This window comes from Kitasatospora sp. cg17-2, assembly GCF_054031055.1.
In genome coordinates, this window is the sequence record NZ_CM132923.1 from 1,810,818 (window position 1) to 1,836,119 (window position 25,302).

A 25,302-nucleotide genomic window follows, 5' to 3' on the forward strand; every position below is an offset into this window, starting at 1 on the left:
TGGTGCGGTCCGTGACGGAGGGGGTGGCGTCTCCGTACGCGGTGCGGGTCGTGCGGGGGTGTCAGGCGAGTCAGGCGAGTCAGGCGAGGCCGCCGCCGTCGACGACGAGGGCGGAGCCGGTCATGTAGCTGCTGGCGTCGCCCGCCAGGAAGAGCACCGCGGCGGCGATCTCCTGCGGCGTGCCGGCCCGGCCCATCGGCCGGTCGGCGGCGTCCTTCTCGAACACCGCCCATTCCTCCTGGAGCTGGCGCGCCTCGTCGCGGAGCATCGGCGTCATGGTGTCGCCCGGGTTGACGGAGTTGACCCGGATGCCGGCCGCGGCGTGGTCGATCGCCAGCGCGCGCGTCATGTTGACGACCGCCGCCTTGGAGGCGCAGTAGGACAGCGCGTTGCCGCCGCCCTTCAGCCCCCACCCGGAGCCGGTGTTGACGATCGACCCGCCCTCGGTCATGGCCGGTACGGCGAAGCGGCACATCAGGTAGACGGACCGCACGTTGACGGCCATCACCCGGTCCCAGTCGTCGGCGGATATCTCCAGCGCGGTCTGGCGGCGGATGATGCCGGCGTTGTTGAACAGGACGTGCAGCCCGCCGAAGGTCTGCACGGCGATGGTGACGATCCGCTCGCAGTCGGTCTCCGAGGAGACGTCGGCGCGCACCGCCAGCGCCCGGCCGCCGGCCGCCTCGATGCCGCGGACGACCTCGCTCGCGTCCGCGAGGTCGGCGACGACCACGGCGGCGCCCTCGGCGGCGAACAGTTCGGCGGTGGCCCGGCCGATGCCGGAGGCGCCGCCGGTGACGATGGCGACCTTGTTGCGCAGGGTGTTCATGAAAGCTCCTCACTCGCCGAACTGATGCGGTACAGCACTGATTCACGGTGTCCGGTGACCACCCGGACGTGGCCCTCGAACGCGGCGTCGGCCCGGGGGTCGCCGCTGTCGACCAGCAGCGGCCGCCCGCCGAGCGCGGCGAGCTTCTGCTGCGTGGCGAGCACCACGACCCCGGCGAGCGCGGCCAGCACCCGGGGACTGAACTGCTGGTTCCCGCGCCCGATCACGAAACCCTGCCCACCGATCACCGACAACACACCATGCGTGACCTGTGACATGGCAATGGCATGCAGCCGCTGCTCGGTCACGTCCGGGGCGAGCAGGGCGCCGTCCCGGACCACGTCCACGCCGAGCGGGGTCAGTGCCAGCCCGAGCGCCCGCCCGACGGCGAGCGTGGTGGCGCCGGGGCCGAGCGCGTAGGCGGTGCCGGGGCGCATGCCCGCCACCACCGCGCGGGCGATCGACTCGGCCGAGCCGGGCGGCGCCGCCGAGGAGCCGGTCTTGCGCCCGCTCAGCCGGTCCCGGGCCGCCGGCACCCGCAGCGTGCCGTACAGCCGGGCGCCGACCAGGCCCGCGCGGTGGCCCTCCTCGTCCAGGTCGACCACCTCCGCGTCCACGGTCCGGCCGTCGAACCCGGCGACGGTCGCGCCCGCCGCGGCCGGGCTGAGGGCGAAGCAGCCGGAGTAGACCTTCACCCCGGCCGGGACGCCGAGCACCGGTGGGCGCGGCGCCGCGTCCAGGACGTCGCGCGCCGTCCCGTCACCGCCCGCGAACAGCAGCAGGTCCACGTCCCCCAGCGCCGCGACCGCCGCCCGGGTGTCGGCCGCCCCGGTGGACGCGCCCCCGGTGGACGCCGCCGTCGCCGCCGGACGGTGCGCGACCCGGTACGGGACGCCCGCCGCCCGGGCGCTGTCCTCCCCCATCGGGCCCGCCACCGTGCGCACCAGGACGTCCGGCCGCCGGGCCCGCAGGGCGCGCAGCGCGGCCGCCGCGCGCTCGGCCGCCCGGGGGACGGCGCCCAGGGCGAGCGCCCTGGCCTGGATGTCGGGCCCGTCGCTGCCCTTGAGGGCGACGGCGCCGCCGAGGCCGGCGACGGGGTTCACGATCAGGCCGACGATCATGCCGGGGGCTGCCCGCCGTGCTTGCGGCGGTAGGCGCGCCAGCTGGGCGACCACAGCGCCGGGTCGTCCAGCGAGCTCGGGTCGATCCGGTGCACCGTCTGGCGGTAGGGCGCGTTGCGGACGAACTCCGGGTCCTTGCGGGCCTCGTCGGCGACATGGGCGAGGATCGCCGCGTACTCGTCGAGGTCCTCCCTGGAGTAGGACTCGGTGGGCTCCAGGGTGAACGGCTCGGGCACCACGTACGGGTGGTGGCTGGTCCAGTAGTGCACGCCGAAGTCCGCCGCGCGGATGCCGATCTCCTCGGAGTGGACGCCGGTCTCCTCGCTCAGCTGCTGCCAGGAGTAGCGGACCTGCTCGACCCGGCAGCGGTCGGCCCACGGCACGGAGGCGCCGGGGATCCGGGCGACCTTCGCCAGCAGGTAGTTGTTGTTGAGCACGGCCGTCTCGGCGACCTCGCGCAGACCCTCGGCGCCGAGCGCCATCACCCAGGCGTAGGCGCGCACCACATTGGGGGTGACGCCGAGGAAGGGGCGGATCTTGCCGACCGAGCGCTCGGGGACGGTCAGGGTGAACACCTCCCGCTCCCCTTCCGCGCTCTCCCCGTCCGTGCTCTCCCCGTTCCCGACCCGGTCGACGACCGGCCCGGGCAGGAACGGCACCAGCGCCGCCGAGACGCCGCAGGCGCCGGCCGCCGGTCCGCCGCAGGCGTGCGGGGTGGAGAAGGTCTTGTGCAGGTTGAAGTGGCACAGGTCGAAGCCGGCGTCGCGGGCCCGGGTGATGCCGAGGATGCCGTTGGCGTTGGCCTGGTCGTAGCAGGCGAGGCCGCCGGCCTCGTGGACCAGGTCGACGAACTCCTTGATCCTCGGGTTGAAGATCCCGGTGTCCTCCGGGTTGGTGATCATCAGGGCGGCGGTGCGCGGCCCGACGGCCGCCCGCAGCGCCTCGATGTCCGGGTTGCCGTCGGCGTCCGGCATCAGGGTGATCACCTCGTAGCCGGCCACCTTGGCGCAGGCCGCGTTCGAGGGGTGCGAGAACATCGTGGTGATCACCTGGTCCCGCTGCCCGCCCTCGCCCCGCGAGGCGTGGTAGGCGCGGATCATGGCGATGTTGGCGTAGATCGCCGCGGAGCCCGCTCCCGGCTGCAGCGACACCCTGGCCATGCCGGAGATCTCCTTGAGGATCTGCTCCAGCCGCCAGTAGATCTCCAGCACGCCCTGCACGGTGGACTCGGGCTGCAGCGGGTGCAGCGCGGCGATCCTCGGGTCACGGACGAAGGAGTCGTTGACCTTGGGGCTGTACTTCATGGTGCAGGTGCCCTGGCCGACGTCGATGTTGAAGTCCGCGCCGAGGGTCTCCTGGGAGAGCCGCAGGTAGTGCCGGACCACCTGGTTCTGGGAGAGCTCGGGCAGCGCGGGCGGGGTGCGGCGGGCGACCGACTCCGGCAGCTCGACCAGGGGCGCGTCCGGCGCGGGCACGCCCACGCCGCGGCGGCCGGGCCGGGACAGCTCGAAGACGACCTCCTCGTCCCAGCGGGCCTGGTGGAAGCGGCGCAGGCCCGGCTTGGGGGTGACCGGCAGGCTGGCGAAGGGTTCGGTGTGCGAGCTCATTCGGCGCCTCCCAGGGCGGAGAGGGCGTCCTTGACGGCCGCCGCGAGGGTGTCGATGTCGGCGATCGAGTGCCGTTCGGTGACGCAGACCAGGACCTCGCGGTCCCCGAGCCGCACACCGCCGAGGATGCCCCGGCCGTGCAGGTGGGCGAGCAGCGCGTCGGCGTCCGGCACCTCCACGGCGAACTCCCGGAAGTGCACGGCCTCCTGGTGGCGGACCGCGGCGCCGGCCGCGGCCAGCGCGCGCATCGCGTAGCGGGTCCGGGCGAGCACGGTCTCGCCGATCTCCCGCATCCCCTGCGGGCCCATCAGCGCGAGGTAGACGCCGGCGGTGATGCCCCACAGGGCGGCCGCGGTGCCGACCCACTCCTTGCCCTCCTCGCGCAGCGCGAAGGAAGTCCGGTCGTAGAAGACGTCGCCGAAGCCGTACTCGCCGGGCACCGCCGTCGGGGCGATGCCGAACAGCCGGGACGGGAACTCGGCGACCAGCCGCTCGTCGTCGTGGCTCGCGATGAACCCGGCCTGGCCGCCGCCGTACTGCGGGTGCATGCCGAGCGACTGGATGTCCCCGCAGACCAGGTCGGCGCCGTAGGAGGCGGGCGGGGCGAGCACGCCGAGCGAGATCGGGTCGGTGCCGACGACCAGCAGCGCGCCGACGCCGTGGGCGAGTTCGGCCAGCTCCCGGCCCCGGGTCTCGACCACGCCGTGCACGGTGGGCGTCTCCAGGTAGAGGGCGGCGAAGGTGTCGTCCAGCCGGACGTCGCCCATCTCCCCGGTGTCGGCGACCGGGGCGAGGTGCACCTCGACGTCCGGGGTGAGGTAGTCGCGGATCTTGGCCAGCTTGTCGGCCGCGATCGCCCCGCTCAGCAGCACCTTGGAGCGTCCGGTGCGGCGCGCGGCCATCCGCAGAGCCGTCCCGGTCGCCTGGTAGCCGTCGTAGACGGGGACGTTGACGACGTCCATCTCCAGCAGCTCGGCCATCATCGAGACGTACTCGAAGAGGGCCTGGAAGCGGCCGTGGTCCTCGTAGGGCTCGCCCGCGTAGGCGGTGAGGAACTCGCCGCGGCCGTTGACCTCGTCGCACACCGCCGGGACGTGGTGGTGGTAGCAGCCGTGGCCGAGGAAGCTGAGCAGGTCGGCCGGGTGGGTGTTGCGGGCCAGCAGGCCGTGCAGGTGCCGGACCAGGCCGGGTTCGTCGGTGTACGGCGCGGGCAGGTCGAGCGGGCGGTCGAGCCGCAGGTCGGCGGGGATGTCGCGGTAGAACTCGGCGACGTCGGGGGCGCCGATCTCGGCGAGCATCGCCGCCCTGGTCTCGGGCCCCGCGTTGGGGATGTAGGGATGGGCCACTGGCACTCCTCGGGTCAGGGCTTCGGGTCAGGGCTTCGGGGCTGCTTGGGGACTGCGTCAGGTCTGCTTCAGGACCACGGCGTCGCCGGGCGCGAGCGACAGGGGGCCGCTCGGCAGCGGACGGCCGGTCAGCAGGTCGGTGAACACCGCGTCGGCGTCGGCGCCGGTGCCGGTACTGGTCGGGGACGGCAGCGGGACGGTGGCCGTCCGGCTGCCGTGGTTGAGCAGGAAGAGGTAGCGGCCGCGCCGGCACGCCTCGACGCCCTCCGGGAGGTCGGGCCCGGCGACGCCGGTGACCCCGGCGGCGGACAGCACCCCGTCCAGCAGCGGGGCCGGGTCCTCGGGCAGGCAGCTCAGATACGTGGCGCTTCCCGTCCCGGTACGGCGCCGGGTGACGGCCGGGCGGCCGTCCAGCGGGCCGCCCCGGTAGCGCGCCACCACCTCGGCGCCGTCGGCCTCCACCCACTCGGTCCAGGTGCGGGCGGACAGCCGGGTGCCGTCCGCCGTCTCCACCTCCTGGGCGGCGCCGTCGGGCAGCGGCCGCCACTCCTCGACCCGCACCCCGAGCAGGTCGCGCAGCGGCCCGGGTGCCCCGCCCTCGTGGACCTGGTCGGCGGCGTCGACCACCCCGCTGAACGGCCCGACCACCAGGTGGCCGGGGAAGGCGGCCAGCGCGGCGGCCTGCTCGGCCGTGCACAGGTAGAGGTTGGGGGCGATCACCAGCCGGTAGCCGGTGAGGTCGCGCCCGGGCGGGGCCAGGTCGACGGCGATGCCCCGGGCGTGCAGCGGCGCGTACCAGGAGAGCAGCAGTTCGTGCAGCCGGAGCCGGTCGGAGGGCATCGACTCGGGCGCCTCCAGCCCCCACCAGCTGTCCCAGTCCAGCAGCAGCGCGACCTCGGCCCGGGTGGTGCTGCCGGCCACCTCGGCGAGCCGGCGGACGTCCGCGCCGAGGGCGAGCGTCTCGCGCCACTGCCGGGTCCCGGTGCCGCCGTGCGGCAGCATCGCCGAGTGGAACTTCTCCGGGCCGTAGCGGGCCTGGCGCCACTGGAAGAACATCACGCCGTCCGAGCCGTGGGCGAGCGCCTGGAGGCTGTGCAGCCGCATCACCCCGGGGTCCTTGGGGACGTTGACCGGCCGCCAGCTGACCGCGCTCGGCGCGGACTCCAGCAGCAGCCAGGGCTGCCGCTTCAGCGAGCGCATCAGGTCGTAGCTGAGCGCGGCCTTCACCGCGGCCCGGGGGTCCGCCGGGTCCGGGTAGGCGTCGTCGGTGACGACGTCCTCGGCGGCGGCCCACGCCCAGTAGTCGAGGTCGCGCAGCACGCTCATGAAGTTGGTGGTCACCGGCACGTCCGGGGTGACCTCCTTGAGCACCGCGCGCTCGGCCTCGAAGCAGGCGAGCAGCGCGTCGCTGGAGAAGCGGCGCCAGTCCAGCAGTTGGGCCGGGTTGACCGGTCCCGGTGCCTTGCGGGGCGGTTCGATCTGCGTCCAGTCGGTGTAGTGCTGGCCCCAGCAGGACGTTCCCCAGGCCGCGTTGAGGCCGTCCAGGGAGCGGTGGCGGTCCTTGAGCCAGCGGCGGAAGTCGCGGGCCGACTCCGGGCAGAAGCACTCGGCGGTGTGGTCGGCGTACTCGTTGCTCACATGCCACATGGCGAGGGCCGGGTGGTCGCGGTAGCGCTCGGCCACGGCCCGGGCGAGCCGGACGGTGGCGGCGCGGAACACCGGCGAGGAGGGGCAGTAGCCCTGCCGGGAGCCGAACTCCAGCCTGGTCCCGGCGGCGTCGACCGGCATCACCTCGGGGTGGTCGCGGACCAGCCACGGCGGCGGGGTCGCGGTCGCGGTGGCGAGGTCGACGGCGATGCCGTGCGCGTGGAGCAGGTCGAGGATCCGGTCCAGCCAGCCGAACTCGTGGACGCCGGGGGCGGGTTCCAGCCGGGACCAGGAGAAGACGCCGACGGTGACGAGGTTGACGCCCGCCTCCGCCATCAGGCGGACGTCCTCCTGCCAGACCTCCTCGGGCCACTGCTCGGGGTTGTAGTCGCCCCCGAACAGCAGTCCCGGCACCCGGGTCAGGCCCATGCTCCGCCTCCTCAAGGGGTCGAGGACCCCGTTCAGAATTTTGTATTCAAAATACATAGTGCAGTACACTGAATGCGGTCAAGGGCTATGCTGCGAATCCGAAAAAAGGGGGATCCCGATGGCGATCGAGCGCCGCCCACTGCGCGAGCAGATCCGCGACGAGCTGATGGACCGCCTCACCCGCGGCGAGTTCGCGGCCGGCACCGACGTGAACGAGGCGGTCCTGGCCGCCGAACTCGGGGTCAGCCGCACCCCGTTGCGGGAGGCCCTGATCGCCCTGGCGGGCGAGGGCGTCCTGGAGAGCAACCAGGGCCGGGGCTTCCGCTTCGCCCCGGTCAGCCGCACCGAGTTCCGCGAACTGGTCGCGATCGTCGCCGCCCTGGAGTCGCTGGCGCTGGAGTCCTCCGACCCGGCGCACCTGCGGACCATCGCCCCGCGTCTACTGGACCTCGCCCAGGGCTTCCCCGACCAGGTCGCCACCCACGCGACCGTCGACCGGCGCGACGACGAGTGGCACGGCCTGCTGCTCAGCGGCTGCTCCAACGAGCGCCTGATCGACCTCCTCACCCGGGTCAAGGCCGGGATGCGGCGCTACGAGAACCTGGTCGTCGCGGAGGACGAGCCGGTGGCGCGCGAGTCGGAGGAGCACTGCGAGATCGCCCGCCGGCTGCTGGAGGACGACCTGCCCGGCGCCATCACCGCGCTGCGCGCCAACTGGGTCGGCGGCATGGAGCGGATGCTCGCGCACATCCCGGCGGACTGAGGCCGGTCGGGCGGGGCCGACCTGCGCCGATACTGCCTCTTGGGGCAGCCCCCGACGGGCCGTCGGGGCCCGGTGGGGGCCGGGTGGGCGATCCGCGTTGACACCCCCGGCCGGCCTGGTCCACGGTAGTCGCAGAGCCGGACCCCGATCCGTCGGCGGCCGGTGAACGCGCTTGTCAGCAGCGCGACTTCAGCACGTCCCGGGCCCGCCTCCCCCGTCGGGCCCGGGACGGCTGCGGCACGCCTCGGCCTCCCCGGTCCGGCCCGGGCCCGGCGCTGTCCGGCCCGGCACCTTCCGGCCGTCGCCCGACCGCCCTCGACCGTCGGACACCGCCAAGTCCCTTCCGCCCAGGACGTGTTGCGGCGGCACGCGCCACGATGGCGGAATGTCGCCAAGGCCCGCCCGGGCAGTTGACGACATCCCGTCCGAGCCGGTTGGCTCGACCCCGAGCCGACCGCCGGGGGGCGGGCCGTGTGTCCACGGTGGAGCGCCGGGCGCGCGGGCGAGGGCGCGATCCAGGGAGACTCCCGATGAGCAGCAGCACCACACCGACCATCGCCGTCGGACGGCCCGGCCGTCGGCGCCTCGCCGCGACCGCGGCCCTGTTGACGGCCGGCCTCCTCGCCGGCACCGCCGCGACCGCGACCGCCGCCCCGGCGGCGGCCCCGGCCGGTGGCACGACCCGGCTCACCGTCGGCGTCGGCGGCGCCCAGCCCGACGGCGCGACCTGGGCCGACAGCGTGAGCGCCGACGGCCGGTACGCCGTCCTCGGCGGCGACGCCACCAACCTGGTGCCCGGCGACACCAACGGCGCGACGGACGTGTTCGTCCGCGACCTCCTCACCCGCCGCACCGAGCGGGTCAGCCTCACCTCCACCGGCGCCCAGGCCGACGGCCGCTCCTACGACGGCTCGATCAGCGGCAACGGCCGCTACGTCGTCTTCACCTCCACCGCCGCGCTCGTGCCCGGCGACACCAACGGCGCCGAGGACATCTACCTCCGCGACCGCTGGACCGGCCGCACCGAGCGGCTCACCACCGGCGACCCGAAGCGCGAGGTACCGGACCTCAACTCCTACCTGGCGTCGATCAGTTGGGACGGCCGCTACGTCGCCTTCGCCTCCAGCCGGACCGACCTCGTCCCGGACCCGGTCAACCGCGTCGCCAACGTCTACCTGCTCGACCGGTGGAGCGGCACCACCCGGCTGGTCACCCGGGCCGCCGACGGCACGCCCGCCGACCGCCCGTCCGCCGCGCCGGTGATCAGCGGCGACGGCAGCCGGGTCGGCTTCGTCTCCAAGGCCACCAACCTGCTCCCGCCCGAGGAGGGCGGCGGCCAGGTCTCCTCCCTCGCGGCGTCCGACGCCTCGGCCACCGCCGACGAGCACGTGCCCGGCCGCCCCGCCCGCCACGGTTACGCCCCCGCCGCCGGGGCCGCCACCGGCGCCCGCGCGGAGGTCACCAGGCCGCGCCAGTACCCGTTCTACGTCCACGACGTCGCCACCGGGCAGCTCAAGGGCGGCAGCGTCGACGAGACCGGCCAACTGGTCGGCTCCTCCGAGGGCACCTTCAGCCCCGACGGGCGCTACGCGCTGTTCTCCGTCCTCGTGCCGAACACCCCCGGCAGCTCCGGCTCGCAGCGCCACTACGAGGTCTTCGTGCGCGACCTGCGGCAGGGCACCGTCCACCGCCTCCCGGCCGGCCTGCCCGGCACCGTGACCACCGGTTCCTCCTACGGTGCCGTCATGGCTGCCGGGAACCGCTGGGTCTACTTCGTCTCCGACGCCGAGAACCTCGTCCCCGGCGACACCAACCTGACCGACGACATCTTCCGGCACGACCTGTGGACCGGCCGTACCGAGCGCGTCAGCGTCTCCTCCGACGGCGCCCAGACCGCCGGTTTCTCCTCCGAGCCCCTCATCGACGCCCTCGGCACCACCCTCGTCTTCACCTCGGAGGACGGCACCCTCGTCCCCGGCGACACCAACACCGCCACCGACGCCTTCAGCCGCCGCCTCCCCCTCTTCTGACCTTCCCTCGACCGGTCCGGTGCCCGCCCCGCCTCCGTGCGGGGCGGGCACCGGCACGTCTCCCCGCGTCAGTGCCCCGGGGGCACGTCGGTCGGGTAGACGTGGAACGGTGCCGCGTAGGGATAGGGAGCCTGGTGGGCGGCGGACCGGGCCGGAACGGTGAGGGCCCCGGCCAGGACCAGGAGGAGACCGGCCAGGTGGAACAGGGCCGAGACCGCCGAGACGACGCTCAGTGCCAGGAGCGGCTCCACACCCCCGAACAGGCTGTCGAGGCCGAACCCCGTCCCCAGGACGAGGACGATCGGCCCCAGGGCCGTGACCAGGCAACCGATCATCGCCAGCCGGGCGTTGCGCCCCCGGCGGCGGATGTACGTGCCCGCCACCACGGCGCCGATCAACGGAGTGAGGACGGAGACGCCCGCGATGAACAGATGGACGAGGCCGACGGTCCGGTAGTCGGTCATGGGACTCCAACGTGTGCGAGGACGGGAAGTACCGGGACACCCCCGATCACGCACGGACCCCGACCGGTGGTTCCGCACCGGCACGAAGCGGCCACCAGGTGCCGCGGGCCTCGGTCCGGACTCCTGGTGGCCGCCCGGCTCGCAGCGCGTTGCCCCCCGCCGTGACGGGTCCTCACCGCATGTGGCGGTCCGGCGTGTTCGTCCGCCGGACCGCCGGGCGGGCGGAGGGGTCAGGGGCAGACGGCCAGGACGAGGGAGACGACGGTGCAGGTGGCCGTACCGGTGTCGTTGGCCGGCGTGGTGTCGGTGGGCGCCGAGGCCGTGCGCACCGCGGTCACCTGGACGGGCCCGAGCGACAGGAGGCCCAGCGGCACGCGGAAGGAACTCACGACGCTCGCGCCACTGGCGATGCCGCCGTAGGCGCACGTCACGGTGTGCGTCGTGGCGGTACATCCGGGGGACGGGTTCGTAGCACTGGCACCCGGCGGGAGAGTGGCGGTGACGGTGGCCGAGGTGACCGGATCGGGGCCGTTGTTGCGGGCGGTGAGGGTGTAGGTCAGGTAGGGCACCAGGATGCCCAGATGGGGCTGGCCGGCGACGGTCACGGCGAGGTCGGCGGTCGGCGGGACGTAGCTGAACAGGTCCGCGCCACTGGTCGCGCTGGTCCCGCCGGGGGTGGTGACCTGGATGTCGACCGGGCCGGCCGGATGGGCCGGGGAGACCGTCGCGCAGGTGGTGTCGCTGGTGCAGGACAGCGTGGTGGCCGGGCTGCCCGGGCCGAAGGTGAGGGCGGTGGCGCCGGTCAGGCCGGTGCCGTGGACCGTGACCGGGGTGCCGCCGGCGGTGGGACCGCTGGTGGGGCTGACCGAGGTCACGGTCGGCGGCGCGAAGTAGGTGTACCGGTCGGCCGCGGACGCGGGGCTGGTGCCGGCCGGGGTCGTGACCGTGACGTCCACCGGGCCGGCGGCGTGGGCCGGGACGGTGGCGGTGACGGTCAGGTCGTCGACGACGGTGACGTCGGTGGCCGGGGTGCCGCCGAAGCTCACGGCGCCCGCGCCGGCCAGGCCGGTCCCGGTGAGGGTGACGGTGCCGCCGCCGGAGGCCGGGCCCTGGGTGGGCGTGATCGCGGTGACGGCGACCGGAGCGGGCGTCACGGTGACCCCGAACGGGGTGGTGCCCACCGGGACGGTGCGGGTGACCGTGCCGGTGGCCGTGTCGATCACCGAGACCGTGTTGGAGCCGGAGTTGGTGACGTAGGCGCTGCCGCCGACCCGGTCCACCGCGACGCCGACGGGCCCCGAGCCGACCGCGGTCGTCCCGGTGACGGTGTTGGTGGCGGTGTCGATGACCGCGACGTTGCCCGCGTTGGCGTTGGCCACGTAGACGTGGGCGCCGTCCGGGGCGATCGCGATCCCCTCCGGGCCGCCGGGATCGGGGACGAGGGCGGTGATGGTGTTGGTGGCGGTGTCGATGACCGAGACCGTGTTGCTGTTGAAGTTGGCCGTGTAGACGTGGGCGCCGTCGGGGGCCACCACCACGGCCGCGGGCGTCCTGGCGTCGGGGTCGGTGATGGTCGCGGTGACCGTGCTGGTGGCGGTGTCGACGACCGACACCGAACTGCCCACGAAGTTGGCGACGTAGGCCTTGGCGCCGTCGGGCGCGAACGCGATGCCGAAGGGCTGGCTGCCGGTGGCGAAGGTCGCGGTGACGGTGTTGGTGGCGGTGTCGATCACGGTGATCCCGCCGACGGCCGTGGCGATGTTGTTGCCCACGTAGAGGCGGGAGCCGTCGGGGGAGACCGCCACCGGGCCCGGGATCGCGCCGACGGGGACGGTCGCGGTGACCGTGTTGGTGGCGGTGTCGATCACCGAGACGTTGTTGTCCCCGTCGTTGACGACGTACACGCGCGAGGCGTCGGGGGACTCGGCCACCCCTTCGGGGAACCTGCCGACCGGAATGGTCGCGGTGACGGTGCCGCTCGCGGTGTCGACGACCGACACCGAATTGCCGCGCAGGTTGGTGACATAGGCCGATCGGCCCCCGGCCGTCGCCTGGGCGGGCGCGGCGCCCAGGGTGACCAGGCCGGTCACGAGCAGGGCGGCGGAGCACGCCGCGGCGATCAGGGGACGGCGCCGGGAGCGGCCGGTCGGGCGTGCGGGCCGGGATCTGCGAGAACGGGAAGACGACACTGTCTCTCCTTCCGGTCCGCACCGCGACGGCGGGGACCGGCAGGCCCCGGGAAACCGGCAGCGGTGCGGTCGCACAGGACGGAACCGCCCCCGCGGCACCCGCCGCCGGGCCGTCCCCGCCCCCGCGCACCACCGCCGCCCGGTCCGGACCGCGACGGCACGCGACTCGCGCGCCCGCAGGACCGGGCACGGCCGAGTGCTCACATGGTCCCAGCGCCGCACCCCGCGCCCGGCCTGATGTCAGAACTTGACCGAAGGTGGCCGATCGACGGTTCCTTCATGACAAACGGGGACATCGATGTCCGGCGGGACGGACCTCGTCGCTGCGTACCGGGGCCGTGCCCGCAGCGATCGCGGCGAACGCACCGGCGGGGTGGCGGGGTAGGTCCTACGATCGGGACATGACCAGGGACATACGGATCGAACAGGCCGGACTCCACTACGAGACAGCCGTGTTCGGCGGCGACGCGAGTGGACTCGCCGCGGCGGAGCGGGAGTTGGACGGGGTCGAGGCGGACCTCGCGCTGGCCCGGGGGCGGGTGCTGCACGCCCGGTTCCTGGCGGACCGGGTCGAGGACCCGCGCGAGCTGGAACTGTTCGAACGGGCCGCCGCGTACTACCGCGAGCTCGGCGACGCCCGGGGCGAGGGCGAGGCGCTGTTCTGGACCGGTACGTTCCACCAGGTCGTCCGGGGCGACGCGGCCGCCGCCCTCCCCGCCCTGGAGCGCGCCCTCGCCCTCGCCACCCGCACCGGCGACCTCCTCACCACCAGCTACGCGCTGCGCCACCTCGGCATCGCCGCCCACCTCGCCGGGGACCTGCCGACGGCCCGCGAACGGCTGGAGGAGTCCACCCGGCTGCGGTGGGAACTCGGCTTCCTGCCCGGCATCGCCGCCAACCTCGTCGGCCTCGCCCACCTCGCCGCCCAGCAGGACCGCCGGGAGGACGCCGCCGCCCTGCTCACCGAGGCGACCGAGCTGGCGGAGACCACCGAGGCGCACGGCGTGCTGAACCAGATCACCGAGGCCCGGAAGGAACTCGCGCTCCCGTAGCCCGTTCACGGAGCTGCGCACGAACGACACGATCCCCACGTCCCGGCGCCCCGTGGGGAGCGGTCGGTCCCGGGCCGGTCGCCGGGTCAGTAGCCCTGGTAGGAGAAGGCCGCCCACACCTCCAGGGCGTCCGGGCTGCGGCGGGCCAGCGAGTGGAGTTCGGGCGGGGCGTCCGGCGGCAGGCGGCGGTCGGGGTCGAGGGCCCACAGCTGGGCGCGGCGCAGCGCCTCGGCGGGCGGGTCACCGGCGGCGAGGCGGCCGTGGAGCACGTACATCAGCACGCAGACCATCTCGTCGGACACCTCCCAGCGCGAGCCGACCGCGCCCGTCGCCCCGGCGGCGAGGAAGGCGCTGGAGAGGGTGAGCGCCTCGTCGAGGTCCTCGCCGGTGTGGTCGCTGACGCAGGCGTCGAGCACGACCAGCCCGCCCGGGGAGCCGGGCGGGCGGCCCAGCGCCTGGCGGAGGATGTCACCGACCGGCAGTCGGCCGTGCCCGTCCCCGGTGCCCGGGTCGGGGGCCAGGGCGAGGTAGGCGTCGAGCGGCGAGCGCCCGGACGGCAGCGCGTGGCAGGCCAGGTGCAGCACGGAGGCCCCGGCGCGTCCGGGCGCGGGCAGCGCGGCCAGCACCTCGGCCGGGGTGCCCGCCCCCTCGGCGTCCTCGACGTAGCCGAGCAGGGTGCCGTGCGGGTAGTGGTCGGTGTGCAGGTACTCGGCCTCGACCTCGGCGAACATCAGGTCCCGGGTGGGGTCGCCGACGATCACCGGCCGCTCGGCGAGCGGCAGCCGGGGCCGCCGGACCACCTCGCAGAACTGCCGGGCGGAGGCGGCGTAGGAGACCACCGCGCGTTCCACCGCCCGGACCGGCCGACCGCCGTCGCGCAGCCCGCTGCTGAGCAGCCCCGCGTGCCAGGGCACGCCGCCCAGGGCGCCGAACGGCACCAGCACCAGCCGGGGCGGCGCGCCGGGCGCGCGGCGGGCGGCGGCCGCCCGCAGGGCCGGGTGGCGCAGCAGCGGGCGCATCACGGCGGTGCCGGCCCAGTCGCAGAGTTCGCGGAGGGTGCCCTGCCAGCGGCGCCGGGCGGCGATCCGCTCGGGGTGACGGGGCGGCAGGTCGTCCAGGGTGGCCTGGCGTTCGCGGTGCGCCCGCCGGTAGGCGTGCAGCAGGTCGAGTGCGGAGCTGCTGACCAGGGTGAGCGGCAGCACGTCGACGGTGCCGCCGTGCTCGCCGTCGGTGGCGTCCTGGCCGTCGGTGGCGGTGGCGGTGACCAGCAGGGCGGTGCCGCTGCGCCCGTCGGCGGCCGGCAGCAGGTAGACCAGGGCGTCCGCGTCGGCCGCGCGCAGGCTCCGGGCGATCTCCTCGACCGGGGGCGCGGACACGAGTGCCGTCCCGGCCGGGGAGGCGGCGAGGGCGGTGAGCGCGCGGCGGCGCAGGTCGTCGGGCATGGGGATGTCGGCGCCGCCGGGAAGGGATTCGAGCAGGGTGCCGGGCAGGCCGAGCAGCGCGTCGAAGTCGAAGGGGTCGGCGGGTGTCCTCTCCTCCGGTCCGGCGCCGGACCGGCTGCCGCCCGCGGTGCCGATGTCGACGCCGAGCCAGGCGTCGGCGAGGTCGTGGTGCCCGTCGGTCCGCAGCTGGTCGGGGACGTCGGTGGTGGCGGTGGAGGCGTGCAGCACCAGGCCCCGGCCCAGCTCCAGCGCCTCGACGGCGGCGCGCAGGTGAGTGTCGCCGTCGCCGGAGCTCGCCCCGTGCTCCCCCGCCCCGTGGTCCCCCGCCTCGTGCTCCCGGTCGGCGATGCACCACCCGGCGATCGTCACCGCCTCGGACGCGGCGTCCCTGGCCAGTACCAGGGCGGGTTCGGCCGAAGCCTGGAGCAGGGTCGCGGCGGCGAGCTCGCGCAGCCCGGCCAGTCCGAACTCGCGGCCGAGCCGGCGGTCCTCCGGCCCGAGCCGGGTCCGGTGGACGGCGGCGAGGATCCCGCTCACCTTCGCCAGCAGCCGGGTCGGCGTCCCCTGCCGCATCCGCTCGCGCACCGACCCGGCCGCAGCCAGCGCCTCGGCGGCGTCGGCGGGCCGGCGCGCGTGGCGGTAGCGCTCCAGCAGCAGGGAGGCCCGCAGCAGCAGGCCCCGGGAGCCCTCCAGGCCGGTCGGGTCGGTCTCCGCGAGGAAGCCGTCGACACAGCGGAGCGCGTCCTTCGCGAAGTGCTCGTTGAACGGCCTCCGCACGGCGAGCATGACCAGCGCACCGGCGGCCCGCAGGGTCAGCACGGCCTTGTACAGGTGACCGGGCGGCGTCGCGTCCGCCGCCTCCGTCATCAGATCCAGCGCGTCCGCCAACCGGTCCGACCCTGCCTGCAGCCCGTGGAGGAACAGCACCACGCCGAGGTCGCCGCGGGCCAGCAGCCGGAGCGGGTCGTCCTCGGGCACCGCCGCGACCAGCGGTTCCAGTTCGGCCACCACCCGCTCCATCGTCGCGACGTCCTGGACCACCAGGGCGGCCTGGAACTCCAGCATCAGCCGGGTCCGTTCGAGCATCGGCCGCTGCCCGCCGAGCAGCCGCCCGACGCCCGGAAGGTCGCTGGTGGCGAGGAAGGACACCACCTCGTCGGTGTAGCGGCGGGAGGCTTCCAGGTCCTGGTGGTCGCCGCCGACGAGGTAGCGCCGGTAGAGGCTGACGGACAGGTTCTCCAGGTGGACGACGCGGTTGACGTCGTCCGGCGCGGTCCGCCGGAACGCGGCGCGTTCGTGCCGGATCGCCGCGTCCAGGTCGGCGGCGGCGTTGGTGAACGTGAACCGCTTGCTCATCGCGGCCGCCAGCGAGCCGTCCAGGTGCTCCTCCGACCACGGGCTGCCGGAGGGCCGGGCCCGGGCGTCGTCGAGCAGGCCGATCACCCGGTCCAGCGCGGCCCGGTCGGTGGAGAACTCGTCCCGGGCGATCGAGGCGTGGGCGAGCTGCTGGAGGATGTCACTGCGGCGGATGCCGTGGTCCTCCTCCGCCATGGTGTCGACGGCCCGTTCGAGGTGGTGCAGCGCCTCCTCCAGGCGGTAGGAGTCGGGCTGCTGCTCGCACAGCGCGTTGACCATCGTGCCGAGCACCGCGTGCGCGGCCGGCCGCACCGGGTCGTCCCCGGCCATCCCGGCGAGGCCCTCGCGCAGTACTTCGACGGCCTCCGCCGCCTCGGCGGTCGGGAGGTAGCGGTCGAGCCGGGCGAGGCCGCCGAGCGTGCTCCCGAGCAGCCATCGCACCATGCCGCCCTCCGGCTCCCCGGGCGGGAGCAGCCGACGCAGGTCGCGCAGCCGGGCGAGCCGGTGGGCGGCGTCCTCGGGACGGACGGTGCCGCCGCCGCGGGCCTCGTACCGCTCCACCAGGACCAGGCCGGCCCACAGTCGGGCGGGCGCGTCGGGCCCGGTGGTGGCCGCGATCAGCTCCAGTTGGGCGACCGCCCGGTCGACCGCCCCGGGGTCCCCGTCGCCGTCCTCCTCCGGGCCGAGCAGCAGCTGGACCAGGCGTTGGCGGGAGAGCAGCTCGACCGACTCGGCGAGCTCGGCCGGGCCCGGCTCGGCGGCCGGGTCGGGGCGCGGTGGGGCGGCGCCCGGTTCGTGCCACGGCTGCGGGCGCAGCCGGTCGAGCAGGCCCGTCAGGACGGCGTCGGCGGCGGCGCGGTCGGCGGGGGCGCCGTCGCGGTCGTGGCGGTCGGCGAGGGCACTGCCGAGGGCCATCAGGAAGCCGGGATCCTGCTCGTCGTAGGCGTCGTGGGCTCCGTGGGCGTCGTCCCGGTCGTGCCCGCCGAGTACCTGCAAGGGGCCGAGCGGCACCGGGACGGGGCAGGCCAGGCGCAGCGCCTCCACCGCCCGGTCGAGGTCCTCCGGGCGGGACCGCCCGTCCTCCTCCCCGTCCTCGGACCGCGTGTACAGCAGTAGCCCGAGCCTCCCCGAGAGCACCGCCCGCTCCGGCGCGGCAGGGTCGAGCACGGCCAGGGCGAGCGTCAACAGCTCTACGGCCTCGGACCGTTCGGCCCGAACCGCGGCCCGGATGTCCTCGTCCTCGGCGAACTCCGGCCGCCCGATGCCGTTCCAGTACCGGGCCCCGAGCGTCAGTCCGAGCAGGCACCGCACCTCCGCGAGCGTCCCGCCCGGTGCGGCCGGCCCGGCGTCCTCCAGCAGCGTGCGCGCCGCCGTGAACGCGGTCAGCGCACCGGACAGCGCCGTCGCGGACCGCCGCGGATCCGTCGCCGACTCGTGCTCGTCCAGCAGCCGCCGCCCCCTCCCGACCAGCCGGCCGACCTCGTCCCCCACCACCCGATCATCCCCTCCGCCGCATCAATCCCGGTGCTCCGCACGCCGCCCACACGCTACGGTGCGGGGACGGTCCCCGGAGGTGAACCCGATGCAACCGCTGCTCCTGCTCGACGTCGACGGCCCGCTGAACCCGTACGCGGCCAAGCCGTACCGGCGCCCCGAGGGCTACGGGACCCATCGGCTGCTGACACCGCGCTGGCACGCCGCCGAACGGGCCCGCCTCCGCGCCCACGGCCTGCCCAACAAGCCGGTCAAGCCCCTCCGGGTGTGGCTCGACCCCACCCACGGCCCGGCCCTCGCCGCGCTCCCCTTCGATCTGGTCTGGGCGACAACCTGGGAGTCCGAGGCCAACGATTTCGTCGCCCCGCTGCTGGGCCTGCCCGAACTCCCCGTCATCACCTGGCCCGACCCCCGGCCGCAGCCCGGGGACGGCGTGTTCTGGAAGACCCCCGCCATCGTCTCCTGGGCCCGGGGCCGCCCCTTCGCCTGGGTCGACGACGAGATCACGGACGCCGACCGCACCTGGGTCGCCACCCACCACACCGGCCCGGCCCTCCTCCACCGCATCGACCCCCGGGTGGGCCTGACGGCGGCGGACTTCACCGTCCTGGCGGAGTGGGCCGCCGAGCCACGCATCCCGTGAGGGTGGCGGCGCCCGCGGCGCCGGACGTCCGGCGCCCCGGGGGCGTCCTCGCGGGTGCGGCTCAGCAGCGGCTCTCCTCGCCCCCGCCGTCGGCGTACTGGCCGTCTCCGTAGAAGGGGCCGGCGCCCACGGCCGGTCCACAGGGTGCCGGACCCGGGCCGGTTCTCCGTCCCGGGTCCGCCGATCGGGTGGATCGGGATGGTTTGGGATGGTTCGTACCGGTGGACGGGGTAATTGGCGGGGGCTCCTCGCCGACGATCGGCGGAGCGGATGCCCCGAATCGCAGAGAGGCCCTGGATCATGAGAAGACGTTCGCCGGTCCGTACGCTCGTCGTGGCGGCACTCGCCGTCGCCGGACTGCTGCCGTTGACGGCGGCCGGTGCGCCCACGCTCGCGGGTGCGGCCGTGCCGGCGGTCGCGCCCGCCGGGTACGGCGGCGTGGAGGGCGACGAGGCGCGGGAGTTGAGCCCGGAGCTGCAGGCGAGGCTCGACGAGGCCGTGCAGCGGGTGATGCGGGAGGCGGGCATTCCCGGGGTGCAGGTCGGGTTGTGGCTGCCGGGGCGGGGGCGGTACGTCCGGGCCTTCGGCGTGACCGACCAGGAGACCGGCGCGCCGATGACGGACCGGCTGAACCAGCGGATCGGCAGCGAGACCAAGACCTTCACCGCGACGGCCGTGCTGCAGCTGGTGGACGACGGCCTGGTCGGCCTGGACGAGCCGATCGCCACCTACCTGGACGGCGTCCCGTGCGGGGAGGTCATCACCGTGCGCGAGCTGCTGGAGATGCGCAGCGGGCTGTTCCCGTACAGCGCGGACGCGGACTTCGGGAACGACTTCCTGGGCGACCCGCAGCGCGTGTTCACCCCGCAGGAGTTGCTCGCGTACGGGTACAAGCACGACAACGTGTTCCCGCCGGGCACCCGCTACCAGTACTCGAACAGCAACTACATCCTGCTCGGCCTGCTGGTGGAGAAGCTGAGCGGGCAGAGCATCGAGCAGTTCGTCCATGACCGGATCACCGCACCGAGCGGCCTGGAGCACACCCTCTACCCGGAGGGCACCGCGCTGCCCGTGCCCTACGCGCACGGCTACACCGACCAGACGCTGTCCGGGGAGATCGCCGACTCCACCCACTGGAACCCCTCCTGGGCCTGGTCGGCGGGTGCGATGGTGTCCGATCTGCGCGACCTGAAGCACTGGGCGAAGGACCTCGCCACCGGCACCCTGCTGTCCCCCGCCACCCAGGAGCAGCGCCTGAAAATGCTGCCGACCGGGATCCCCGGGGCGGACTACGGGCTGGGGATCTTCAACATCGGCGGCTGGATCGGCCACAACGGCTCGCTGCCCGGCTACGAGAGCCTGACCGTCTACCTGCCGGAGGAGTGCGCGACCCTGGTGCTGCTGCTCAACTCCGACATCACCGCCCAGAATTCGGAGCCCAGCACGCTGGTCGGCAAGGCGGTCACCAGCATCGTGACGCCCGATCACGTCTACGACATCCCGCCCGGCAAGTAGCGCCCGCGCAGGCTCCGGGGGCGGGGGGTGCAGGGGTGCAGGGGCGCGGGGGCGCGGGGGCGCGGGGGCCGGGCGGACCGGCCCCCGCGCCGGCGGGCAGGAGGGGCGTGACCGCCCGCGGCTACTCCGCTTCCAGGGCCGCGACCAGCTGCGGCAGCGTGCCGGTGAGCGCGGCGAGCGCCAGGTGGTCGTGGAAGTCGCGGCTGTGCACGATGAGTCCGTCCCGCACCCGCAGGACCTGGATGTTGGCGGCGGTGAGCCTCCGCCCGGTGGTGCGGTGGTGCACCTCGTAGTCCCACTCGGCGACGATCACCTCGGGGTCGTCGGTCCCGCGGACCACCACGTTGCGGGCGCTCAGCTCCAGCGGGGACTGCTCGCCGAGCTGGGCGAACCGTTCGGCGAGCACCTTCCGCCCCTCGAACCTGCCCGGCCCGCCGGGTTCGAGGGGCGTCTCCACCACGACGTCCTCGGCGTAGAGCGCGCCGAGTTCGGTGAAGCGTCCGGCCGTGATGCCGTCGAGCAGTGCGTGGAAGGTCTCGCGCGGTGACCGCGTTTCGGACATGATCAACCCCCGGAAGGACAAGGACGGAACGACAGGGACGAGGATGCGGCCGGCACAACAACCGGACCAGCGACTCCGGTACGACCATACGGACCGGGCAGTCCGGTTGTCCAGGGTCCGCCGTCCGGCGTTCCCGCCTTCGAACGAAAGGGAGTTGAGAGAATGAGCGGCACACAGGAGCGCCCGCTCCGGGCGGACGCGGCCCGCAACCGGGCCAAGTTGCTGGACGTCGCCACCGAGGTGTTCACCACCTGCGGCGCCGGTGTGCCGACGGAGGAGATCGCCCGCGCCGCCGGTGTCGGCGTCGGCACGCTGTTCCGGCACTTCCCCACCAAGGAGGCGCTGCTGGAGGCGGTGATGGTGCGCCGGCTGGAGACGATCGCGGCCCGGACGGCCGAACTGGCCGCCGGGGCCGAACCCGCCGAGGCCTTCTTCGGCTGCTTCCGGCTGATCGTCGAACAGTCCGCCGGCAAGGACGAGTTCGCCCGGGCCCTCGCCGCGGCCGGCATCGACGTGCACTCCTCGCTGCGCGCGTCCTCCGACGTCATCCGCACCCGGCTGGCGGAACTGCTGGACCGCGCCCAGCGGGCCGGGGCCGTCCGCGCGGACCTGACCCTGCCCGAACTGGTGGCGCTGCTCGTCGGCACCGGAGCCGCTCTGGAGCAGCTCGGCCCCGACCCGGCCGCCCGCGGGCGCCTCCTCGACGTGGTGTTCACCGGACTGCGCCCGCGCTGAACCTCCGACCCGGGCACTGCCCCGCCGCCGGGCGCCCGGATTCGAGGGAGGTCGAAGGGCTTTGCCCGGGCACGGCGGGCGCCGTGAGACTGGCCGCACCCAGGCAGAGACGACTTCGGGAGTGTGTCCGTCATGAGAATCGCGAGATCCCTCGTCCCCCGCGCCGGTGTCACGGCCGGTGCCGTGCTGATGGCGGCCGGCCTGCTCGGCGGGACCGCCGCCCGGGCCGCCGACGGTGCCCCGGCCGCGAGCGGTCCGGTCGCCGCGGCCCCGGCCGGTGCCGCGGTGTCGAACGCCGACCAGACCGTCGTCCGGGCCACCGCGGGCCTGAACCGCGGCGAGAGCTGGTCCTCGCCGGACGGCAGCACCGTGCTGTACCAGCAGTACGACGGCCATGTGGTCCTGTACAAGAACGGCGTCGCCATCTGGACGGCCGTCGGCACCTACGGCCTCGGCTCGTACTTCTACGTCCAGGCCGACGGCAACCTCACCGCCTACGACGCCGCCTGGCGCCCCCTGTGGGAGAGCCGCACGGCCGGCCACCCCGGCGCCTACCTCGCCGTCCAGAACGGCGGCAACCTGGTCGTCTACTACGGCCAGCGGGCACTGTGGTGGTCCAACTACCGCCCCGCCGACGCCGACCCCGAGTGCCGGCCGGGGCGCCTCTGCCCGTAGCGGGGCGGGGTGCCGGAGCAGGAAGTCGGGCCGGCCGACTTCCTGCTCGTTCCTCCTGGTTCCTACTCGCCGATCCGGCGGGAGGTCCAGACGGCCAGGTAGCAGGCAAGCGGGAGCACCACCAGGACCGCCGCCCAGAAGGCGGCATGGCCCCAGAGCTCGGCGAGCGCGCGGAACCACGGGCCCAGGACGGGGATGCGCAGCGCCTCCAGCGGGCCCAGCGGCGGGGGCCAGGCGCCGAGGACCGCCGTGCCGACCGCGGCGGCGGCCAGCAGCCGCCGGGCCGCGCGCGGGACGGTCGCCGCGGCGACGAGGGTGAGGAAGGCCAGCAGGAGCAGGTAGTCGGCCTGGTAGGCCGCGCCGACCTGGCCGGTGCCCCAGGACGCCGGAGTCGGGTGGTCGTCACGGTGGACCACGGCCAGCCGGACTTCGACCGCCGCCCAGAGGACGAGGGTCAGCACCAGCGTCCCGCCCAGCCAGAACAGCAGCCGGTCCCGGTAGCCGTCACGGCCGGGGCGCCAACGCCGGGCCGCGCCGGTGCCGTTGCCGCGGGCGCGGCGGCGGGTGGCGAGGTTGCGGCGGTCGCCGGCCGCCCGTTGCGCGGCCTCGTGCGCCGGGGTGAGCAGCCAGCGCACCGAGCGGCCGTTGACGAACAGCACCAGGGCGGGCGTCGCCATCGCCGCCGCACCGGCCCAGCTCGCCGTCCCGCCCTCGAACACGACCACCCGGTCGATCACCGCTTGCGGCGGCCTGAGCACGGTCATCGGCGGACCGAGGTGCAGGTAGCCGATGGCGAAGGAGGCGGCGGCGGCGAGGAACAGGATCCGGCGCCCGATCCGGGCCGGGAACGCGGCCACCGCGAGGGCGGCGACCAGGGCGGCGCCGAGCTGACCGGCCGTCGCACGTGCCGCGGCCTCCCCCGCCGTCCGCAGCGGACCGCCGAACGCGCCGTCGGGAGACACGGCCCCGCCCACTCCGGCGTCGAAGGAGATCCGCAGGACCGTGCCCGCCCACAGGGTGGCGGCGAGGCAGAGGAACAGCAGCACGCCGGCGACCGCGCGGCGGGGCAGCGCGCTCTGCGCACCGCTCCGCCAGGCGCGCAGGTCGGCCTTCCACGCCCCCCGGTTGCGGCCGCGCTGTGCGCCGCCGGACCGCACGCTCCGCACCTGGAGCACGGCCGCCGCGGCGAGCACGCCCCGCCCGTCGGCCGTCGCCGGGTCGGCGGTGAGCGCCCGGCGGCGCAGATCCGACCAGTCGCGGCGGAACCGCTCCCGGCCGCCGCCGCGCACCCGTGCCACCAGAGCACCCGCCCCGTCGGTCACGGCGGTCACGGTCGAGTGGACCGGTGCGGGCAGGACGCCCAGCGGGCCCGGCAGGGCGGAGAGGCGGCGGACGAGGGCGCGTCGCTGCCCGTCCGGCTGGAGGGTGAGCAGCAGGATCCAGCGGCGGGCGGCCTTGCGCTCGGCGGTGGTGAGACGGCCGTCGGCGGTGGTGCCATTGGCGTTGCCGTTGCGGCCGTTGTTGGCGTTGGCGTTGTTGCCGTTGCGGCCGCCGAGGGTGCGGGCCTCGCGTTCGACCCGGATCAGCACGGCGGCGAGCTCGGTGAGCCCCAGCAGCCGGGCGCAGGCCCGCTCCGGGCAGGCCGGGTGGCCGCAGTGGAAGCGGGCGGCGAGCCCGAGCAGCCCGGCCGCGACCAGTTCGTCGACCACGGTCGACGCGTCCGGCTGCTCGGCCAGTTCCACCAGCCCTGCCGCGTCCACCCGGCGGTCCCGCACGTACGGGACCGCCCCGGGGGTGAACGCGGCCCCGAGGGCCAGCACGGCCCGGGAGGCCGCCGCCGACTTCTCGGCGGAGGTGCCGCGTTCGACGTCCTTGAGGTAGTGCAGGTCGAGGACGGTGTCCTTGACCTCGTCCCGGAGCCAGTCGCGCAGCCGCCGGGCGCCACCGCTCACCAGCCAGGCCGCCGCGTCCGCGGAGCGCTTCAGCAACGCCTCGGCGAGCGCCGCCGGTTCGTGGAAGTCCTCCTCCCGGAAGGCGATCGGACGGTGCTCGGGCCCGGGCGGCGGGGTCGGTGCGGGCGGCGGCGGGGCGACGCGGCTGCGGACCACCTCCGGGCTCTCGCCGTTCAGCCAGGCCCGGACCTGCGGCGCCGTCCACCGGTCGGCCGGGTCCTTGGTGAAGAGGCCCTGGAGCAGCAGCCGGTGGCGCTCGTCGGGGACGGCGGCGAGGTCCACCTCGTCGTCCATCACCAGCCGGAACTGCAGGGCCTCGTCGCTGACCAGGCCGCCGTCCGCGCGACGGTAGCGGCTCGCGCCCGTGAACACCTCGTAGAGGATGGTGCCGAGCGCCCACCAGGGCCCGGCCGGGTCGTTGCTGCCGGCGAGTTGTTCCGGTGCCATGTAGGCGACGGTGACCTGCATGTCGGTGGCGAAGCGACGGCTGGCGGTCAGCTTGGCCACGCCGCCGAAGTCGGCCACCACGAACTCGGCGGCGGAGCCGCCGTTCCGGCCGCCCTGGCGGACCAGGATGTTGGCGGGCTTGAAGTCGACCGGGTTGCGCTTGATCCTCACCTGCCAGAACTCCAGCAGGTCGACGAGCTCGCGGACGATCCGCTCGGTCTCGCCCCGGCGGCCGAGGCGGCCCTGCCCGCGCAGCGCGGCGACGTGGTCGGCGAGGGTGAGGGGGAGGTACTCCATCGCCAGCCAGTCGCAGAGCGCGCCCGCGTGCTCGACCCGGCCGTGGCCGAGGATCTCGGGGACGTGGCGGCGGAAGAGCGGGTCGCTGGCGAGGTGGGCGAGGAGTTCGGTCTCGGCCCGCACACCCGGGTAGCCGACCTTCACGGCCGCGTCGCCGTCGCTCGTCCCGCTGCCGGCGCCGGACCCGCGGCTCTTCCTGCTGCCGCCGCTGCCACGGCCTCCGTCGGCGCCACGGCCGTCGGCGCGGAGGGCGTCGACGCGGCGGGCGTCGACGCGGCGGGCGTGCCAGACGGTGCCCTCGCTGCCGGAGCCGACCCGGCCGACGGGGTGGTAGCGGTCGGTGAGGGCGGCGGGGAAGTCGGCGGGACCCGTGGGCGGGGTGGCGGTGGGCGGGGTGGTGGTGGGCGACGGTTCGGCCGGGGTCCTGGGCGGGACCGGGCCGCCCGGGCGCTGGACGCGGGTACGCGCGCCGGGAACGGTGCCCGTAGCGGCGGTGGCGCCGGGGTCGGCCTTCGGACCTTGCACGCGAGTGCGCGGACTCTCGGCCGAGCCGCCGGGGTCTGTGGCCGGGCGCTGCACACGGGTGCGCGGGCTCTCGGCAGGGGCGTCGGGACCGGCCTTCGGGCGCTGCACGCGAGTACGCGGGCTCTCGGCCGAGCCGCCGGGATCGGTCCTCGGCCGCTGGACGCGGGTGGGCGGGCCCGGCT

Annotated in this window: 17 protein-coding genes; 7 read left to right on the forward strand and 10 right to left on the reverse strand. The window is 75.0% G+C overall.

The genetic code is table 11. From position 1 onward, the window contains the following. Nucleotides 1-79: 79 nt before the first annotated feature. The 5 genes from ACW14Y_RS07200 to ACW14Y_RS07220 are packed head-to-tail and all read right to left on the reverse strand — an operon-like array spanning nt 80 to nt 6,979. Nucleotides 80-829 (reverse strand): SDR family NAD(P)-dependent oxidoreductase, encoded by a 750-nt coding sequence (locus tag ACW14Y_RS07200; RefSeq protein WP_266276601.1) that lies wholly within the window; start codon nt 827-829, stop codon nt 80-82. After that, nucleotides 826-1,950 carry an ATP-NAD kinase family protein gene (locus ACW14Y_RS07205; RefSeq protein WP_456986253.1) on the reverse strand — a complete coding sequence of 375 codons (1,125 nt, stop codon included), beginning with the start codon at nt 1,948-1,950 and terminating at the stop codon, nt 826-828. The genes ACW14Y_RS07200 and ACW14Y_RS07205 overlap by 4 nt, the downstream gene beginning before the upstream one ends. Then, nucleotides 1,947-3,557 (reverse strand): aminomethyl-transferring glycine dehydrogenase subunit GcvPB, encoded by a 1,611-nt coding sequence (gene gcvPB / locus ACW14Y_RS07210; protein WP_456986254.1) that lies wholly within the window; start codon nt 3,555-3,557, stop codon nt 1,947-1,949. Before gcvPB ends, ACW14Y_RS07205 begins: the two co-directional genes overlap by 4 nt. Continuing rightward, a complete protein-coding gene (gene gcvPA / locus ACW14Y_RS07215) occupies nt 3,554-4,903 on the reverse strand; it encodes an aminomethyl-transferring glycine dehydrogenase subunit GcvPA (protein WP_380436813.1) in 1,350 nt (449 codons plus the stop codon). Before gcvPA ends, gcvPB begins: the two co-directional genes overlap by 4 nt. A gap of 57 nt (nt 4,904-4,960) precedes the next feature. Further along, nucleotides 4,961-6,979 (reverse strand): beta-galactosidase, encoded by a 2,019-nt coding sequence (locus ACW14Y_RS07220; protein ID WP_456986255.1) that lies wholly within the window; start codon nt 6,977-6,979, stop codon nt 4,961-4,963. A gap of 118 nt (nt 6,980-7,097) precedes the next feature. Between ACW14Y_RS07220 and ACW14Y_RS07225 the strand changes: the two genes are divergently transcribed. After that, nucleotides 7,098-7,742, forward strand: coding sequence for a GntR family transcriptional regulator (locus ACW14Y_RS07225; protein WP_340633636.1), 645 nt, complete (start codon nt 7,098-7,100; stop codon nt 7,740-7,742). A 530-nt stretch (nt 7,743-8,272) separates the two neighbouring features. Beyond that, the gene (locus ACW14Y_RS07230) at nt 8,273-9,772 is read left to right on the forward strand and encodes a hypothetical protein (protein ID WP_456986256.1); all 1,500 of its coding nucleotides are present in this window, start codon (nt 8,273-8,275) and stop codon (nt 9,770-9,772) included. Between the two features lie 68 nt (nt 9,773-9,840). On the opposite strand, the gene ACW14Y_RS07235 is transcribed toward ACW14Y_RS07230, so the two are convergent. Continuing rightward, nucleotides 9,841-10,236 (reverse strand): hypothetical protein, encoded by a 396-nt coding sequence (locus ACW14Y_RS07235; RefSeq protein WP_380436819.1) that lies wholly within the window; start codon nt 10,234-10,236, stop codon nt 9,841-9,843. Between the two features lie 230 nt (nt 10,237-10,466). Then, nucleotides 10,467-12,425: an IPT/TIG domain-containing protein gene (locus tag ACW14Y_RS07240; protein ID WP_456986258.1), complete on the reverse strand. Its 1,959-nt coding sequence runs from the start codon at nt 12,423-12,425 to the stop codon at nt 10,467-10,469. A 401-nt stretch (nt 12,426-12,826) separates the two neighbouring features. Here ACW14Y_RS07240 and ACW14Y_RS07245 point away from each other — a divergent pair, with 401 nt between their 5' ends. Further along, on the forward strand, nt 12,827-13,477 hold the full coding sequence (locus tag ACW14Y_RS07245) for a tetratricopeptide repeat protein (protein ID WP_380308493.1): 651 nt from the start codon (nt 12,827-12,829) through the stop codon (nt 13,475-13,477). Nucleotides 13,478-13,563: 86 nt separating this feature from the next. Here ACW14Y_RS07245 and ACW14Y_RS07250 read toward each other — a convergent pair whose 3' ends face one another. Beyond that, nucleotides 13,564-17,766: a CHAT domain-containing protein gene (locus ACW14Y_RS07250; protein ID WP_456986259.1), complete on the reverse strand. Its 4,203-nt coding sequence runs from the start codon at nt 17,764-17,766 to the stop codon at nt 13,564-13,566. Nucleotides 17,767-17,857: 91 nt separating this feature from the next. Between ACW14Y_RS07250 and ACW14Y_RS07255 the strand changes: the two genes are divergently transcribed. Next, the gene (locus ACW14Y_RS07255) at nt 17,858-18,412 is read left to right on the forward strand and encodes a hypothetical protein (RefSeq protein ID WP_456986260.1); all 555 of its coding nucleotides are present in this window, start codon (nt 17,858-17,860) and stop codon (nt 18,410-18,412) included. A gap of 300 nt (nt 18,413-18,712) precedes the next feature. Then, complete coding sequence (locus ACW14Y_RS07260; protein WP_456986261.1) at nt 18,713-19,927, forward strand: serine hydrolase domain-containing protein; 1,215 nt, start codon at nt 18,713-18,715, stop codon at nt 19,925-19,927. Nucleotides 19,928-20,048: 121 nt separating this feature from the next. Here ACW14Y_RS07260 and ACW14Y_RS07265 read toward each other — a convergent pair whose 3' ends face one another. After that, complete coding sequence (locus ACW14Y_RS07265; RefSeq protein WP_380308501.1) at nt 20,049-20,489, reverse strand: nuclear transport factor 2 family protein; 441 nt, start codon at nt 20,487-20,489, stop codon at nt 20,049-20,051. Nucleotides 20,490-20,651: 162 nt separating this feature from the next. On the opposite strand from ACW14Y_RS07265, the gene ACW14Y_RS07270 reads away from it, so the two are divergent. After that, entirely contained in the window at nt 20,652-21,224 is a 573-nt protein-coding gene (locus ACW14Y_RS07270) for a TetR/AcrR family transcriptional regulator (RefSeq protein WP_380308503.1), read from the forward strand. A gap of 132 nt (nt 21,225-21,356) precedes the next feature. Then, entirely contained in the window at nt 21,357-21,899 is a 543-nt protein-coding gene (locus ACW14Y_RS07275; protein WP_380308505.1) for a hypothetical protein, read from the forward strand. A 62-nt stretch (nt 21,900-21,961) separates the two neighbouring features. Here the strand turns inward: ACW14Y_RS07275 and ACW14Y_RS07280 are convergent, their stop codons facing one another. Then, nucleotides 21,962-25,120, reverse strand: a complete 3,159-nt coding sequence (locus ACW14Y_RS07280) for a protein kinase domain-containing protein (RefSeq protein ID WP_456986262.1) — start codon at nt 25,118-25,120, stop codon at nt 21,962-21,964. Between the last annotated feature and the right edge of the window lie 182 nt (nt 25,121-25,302).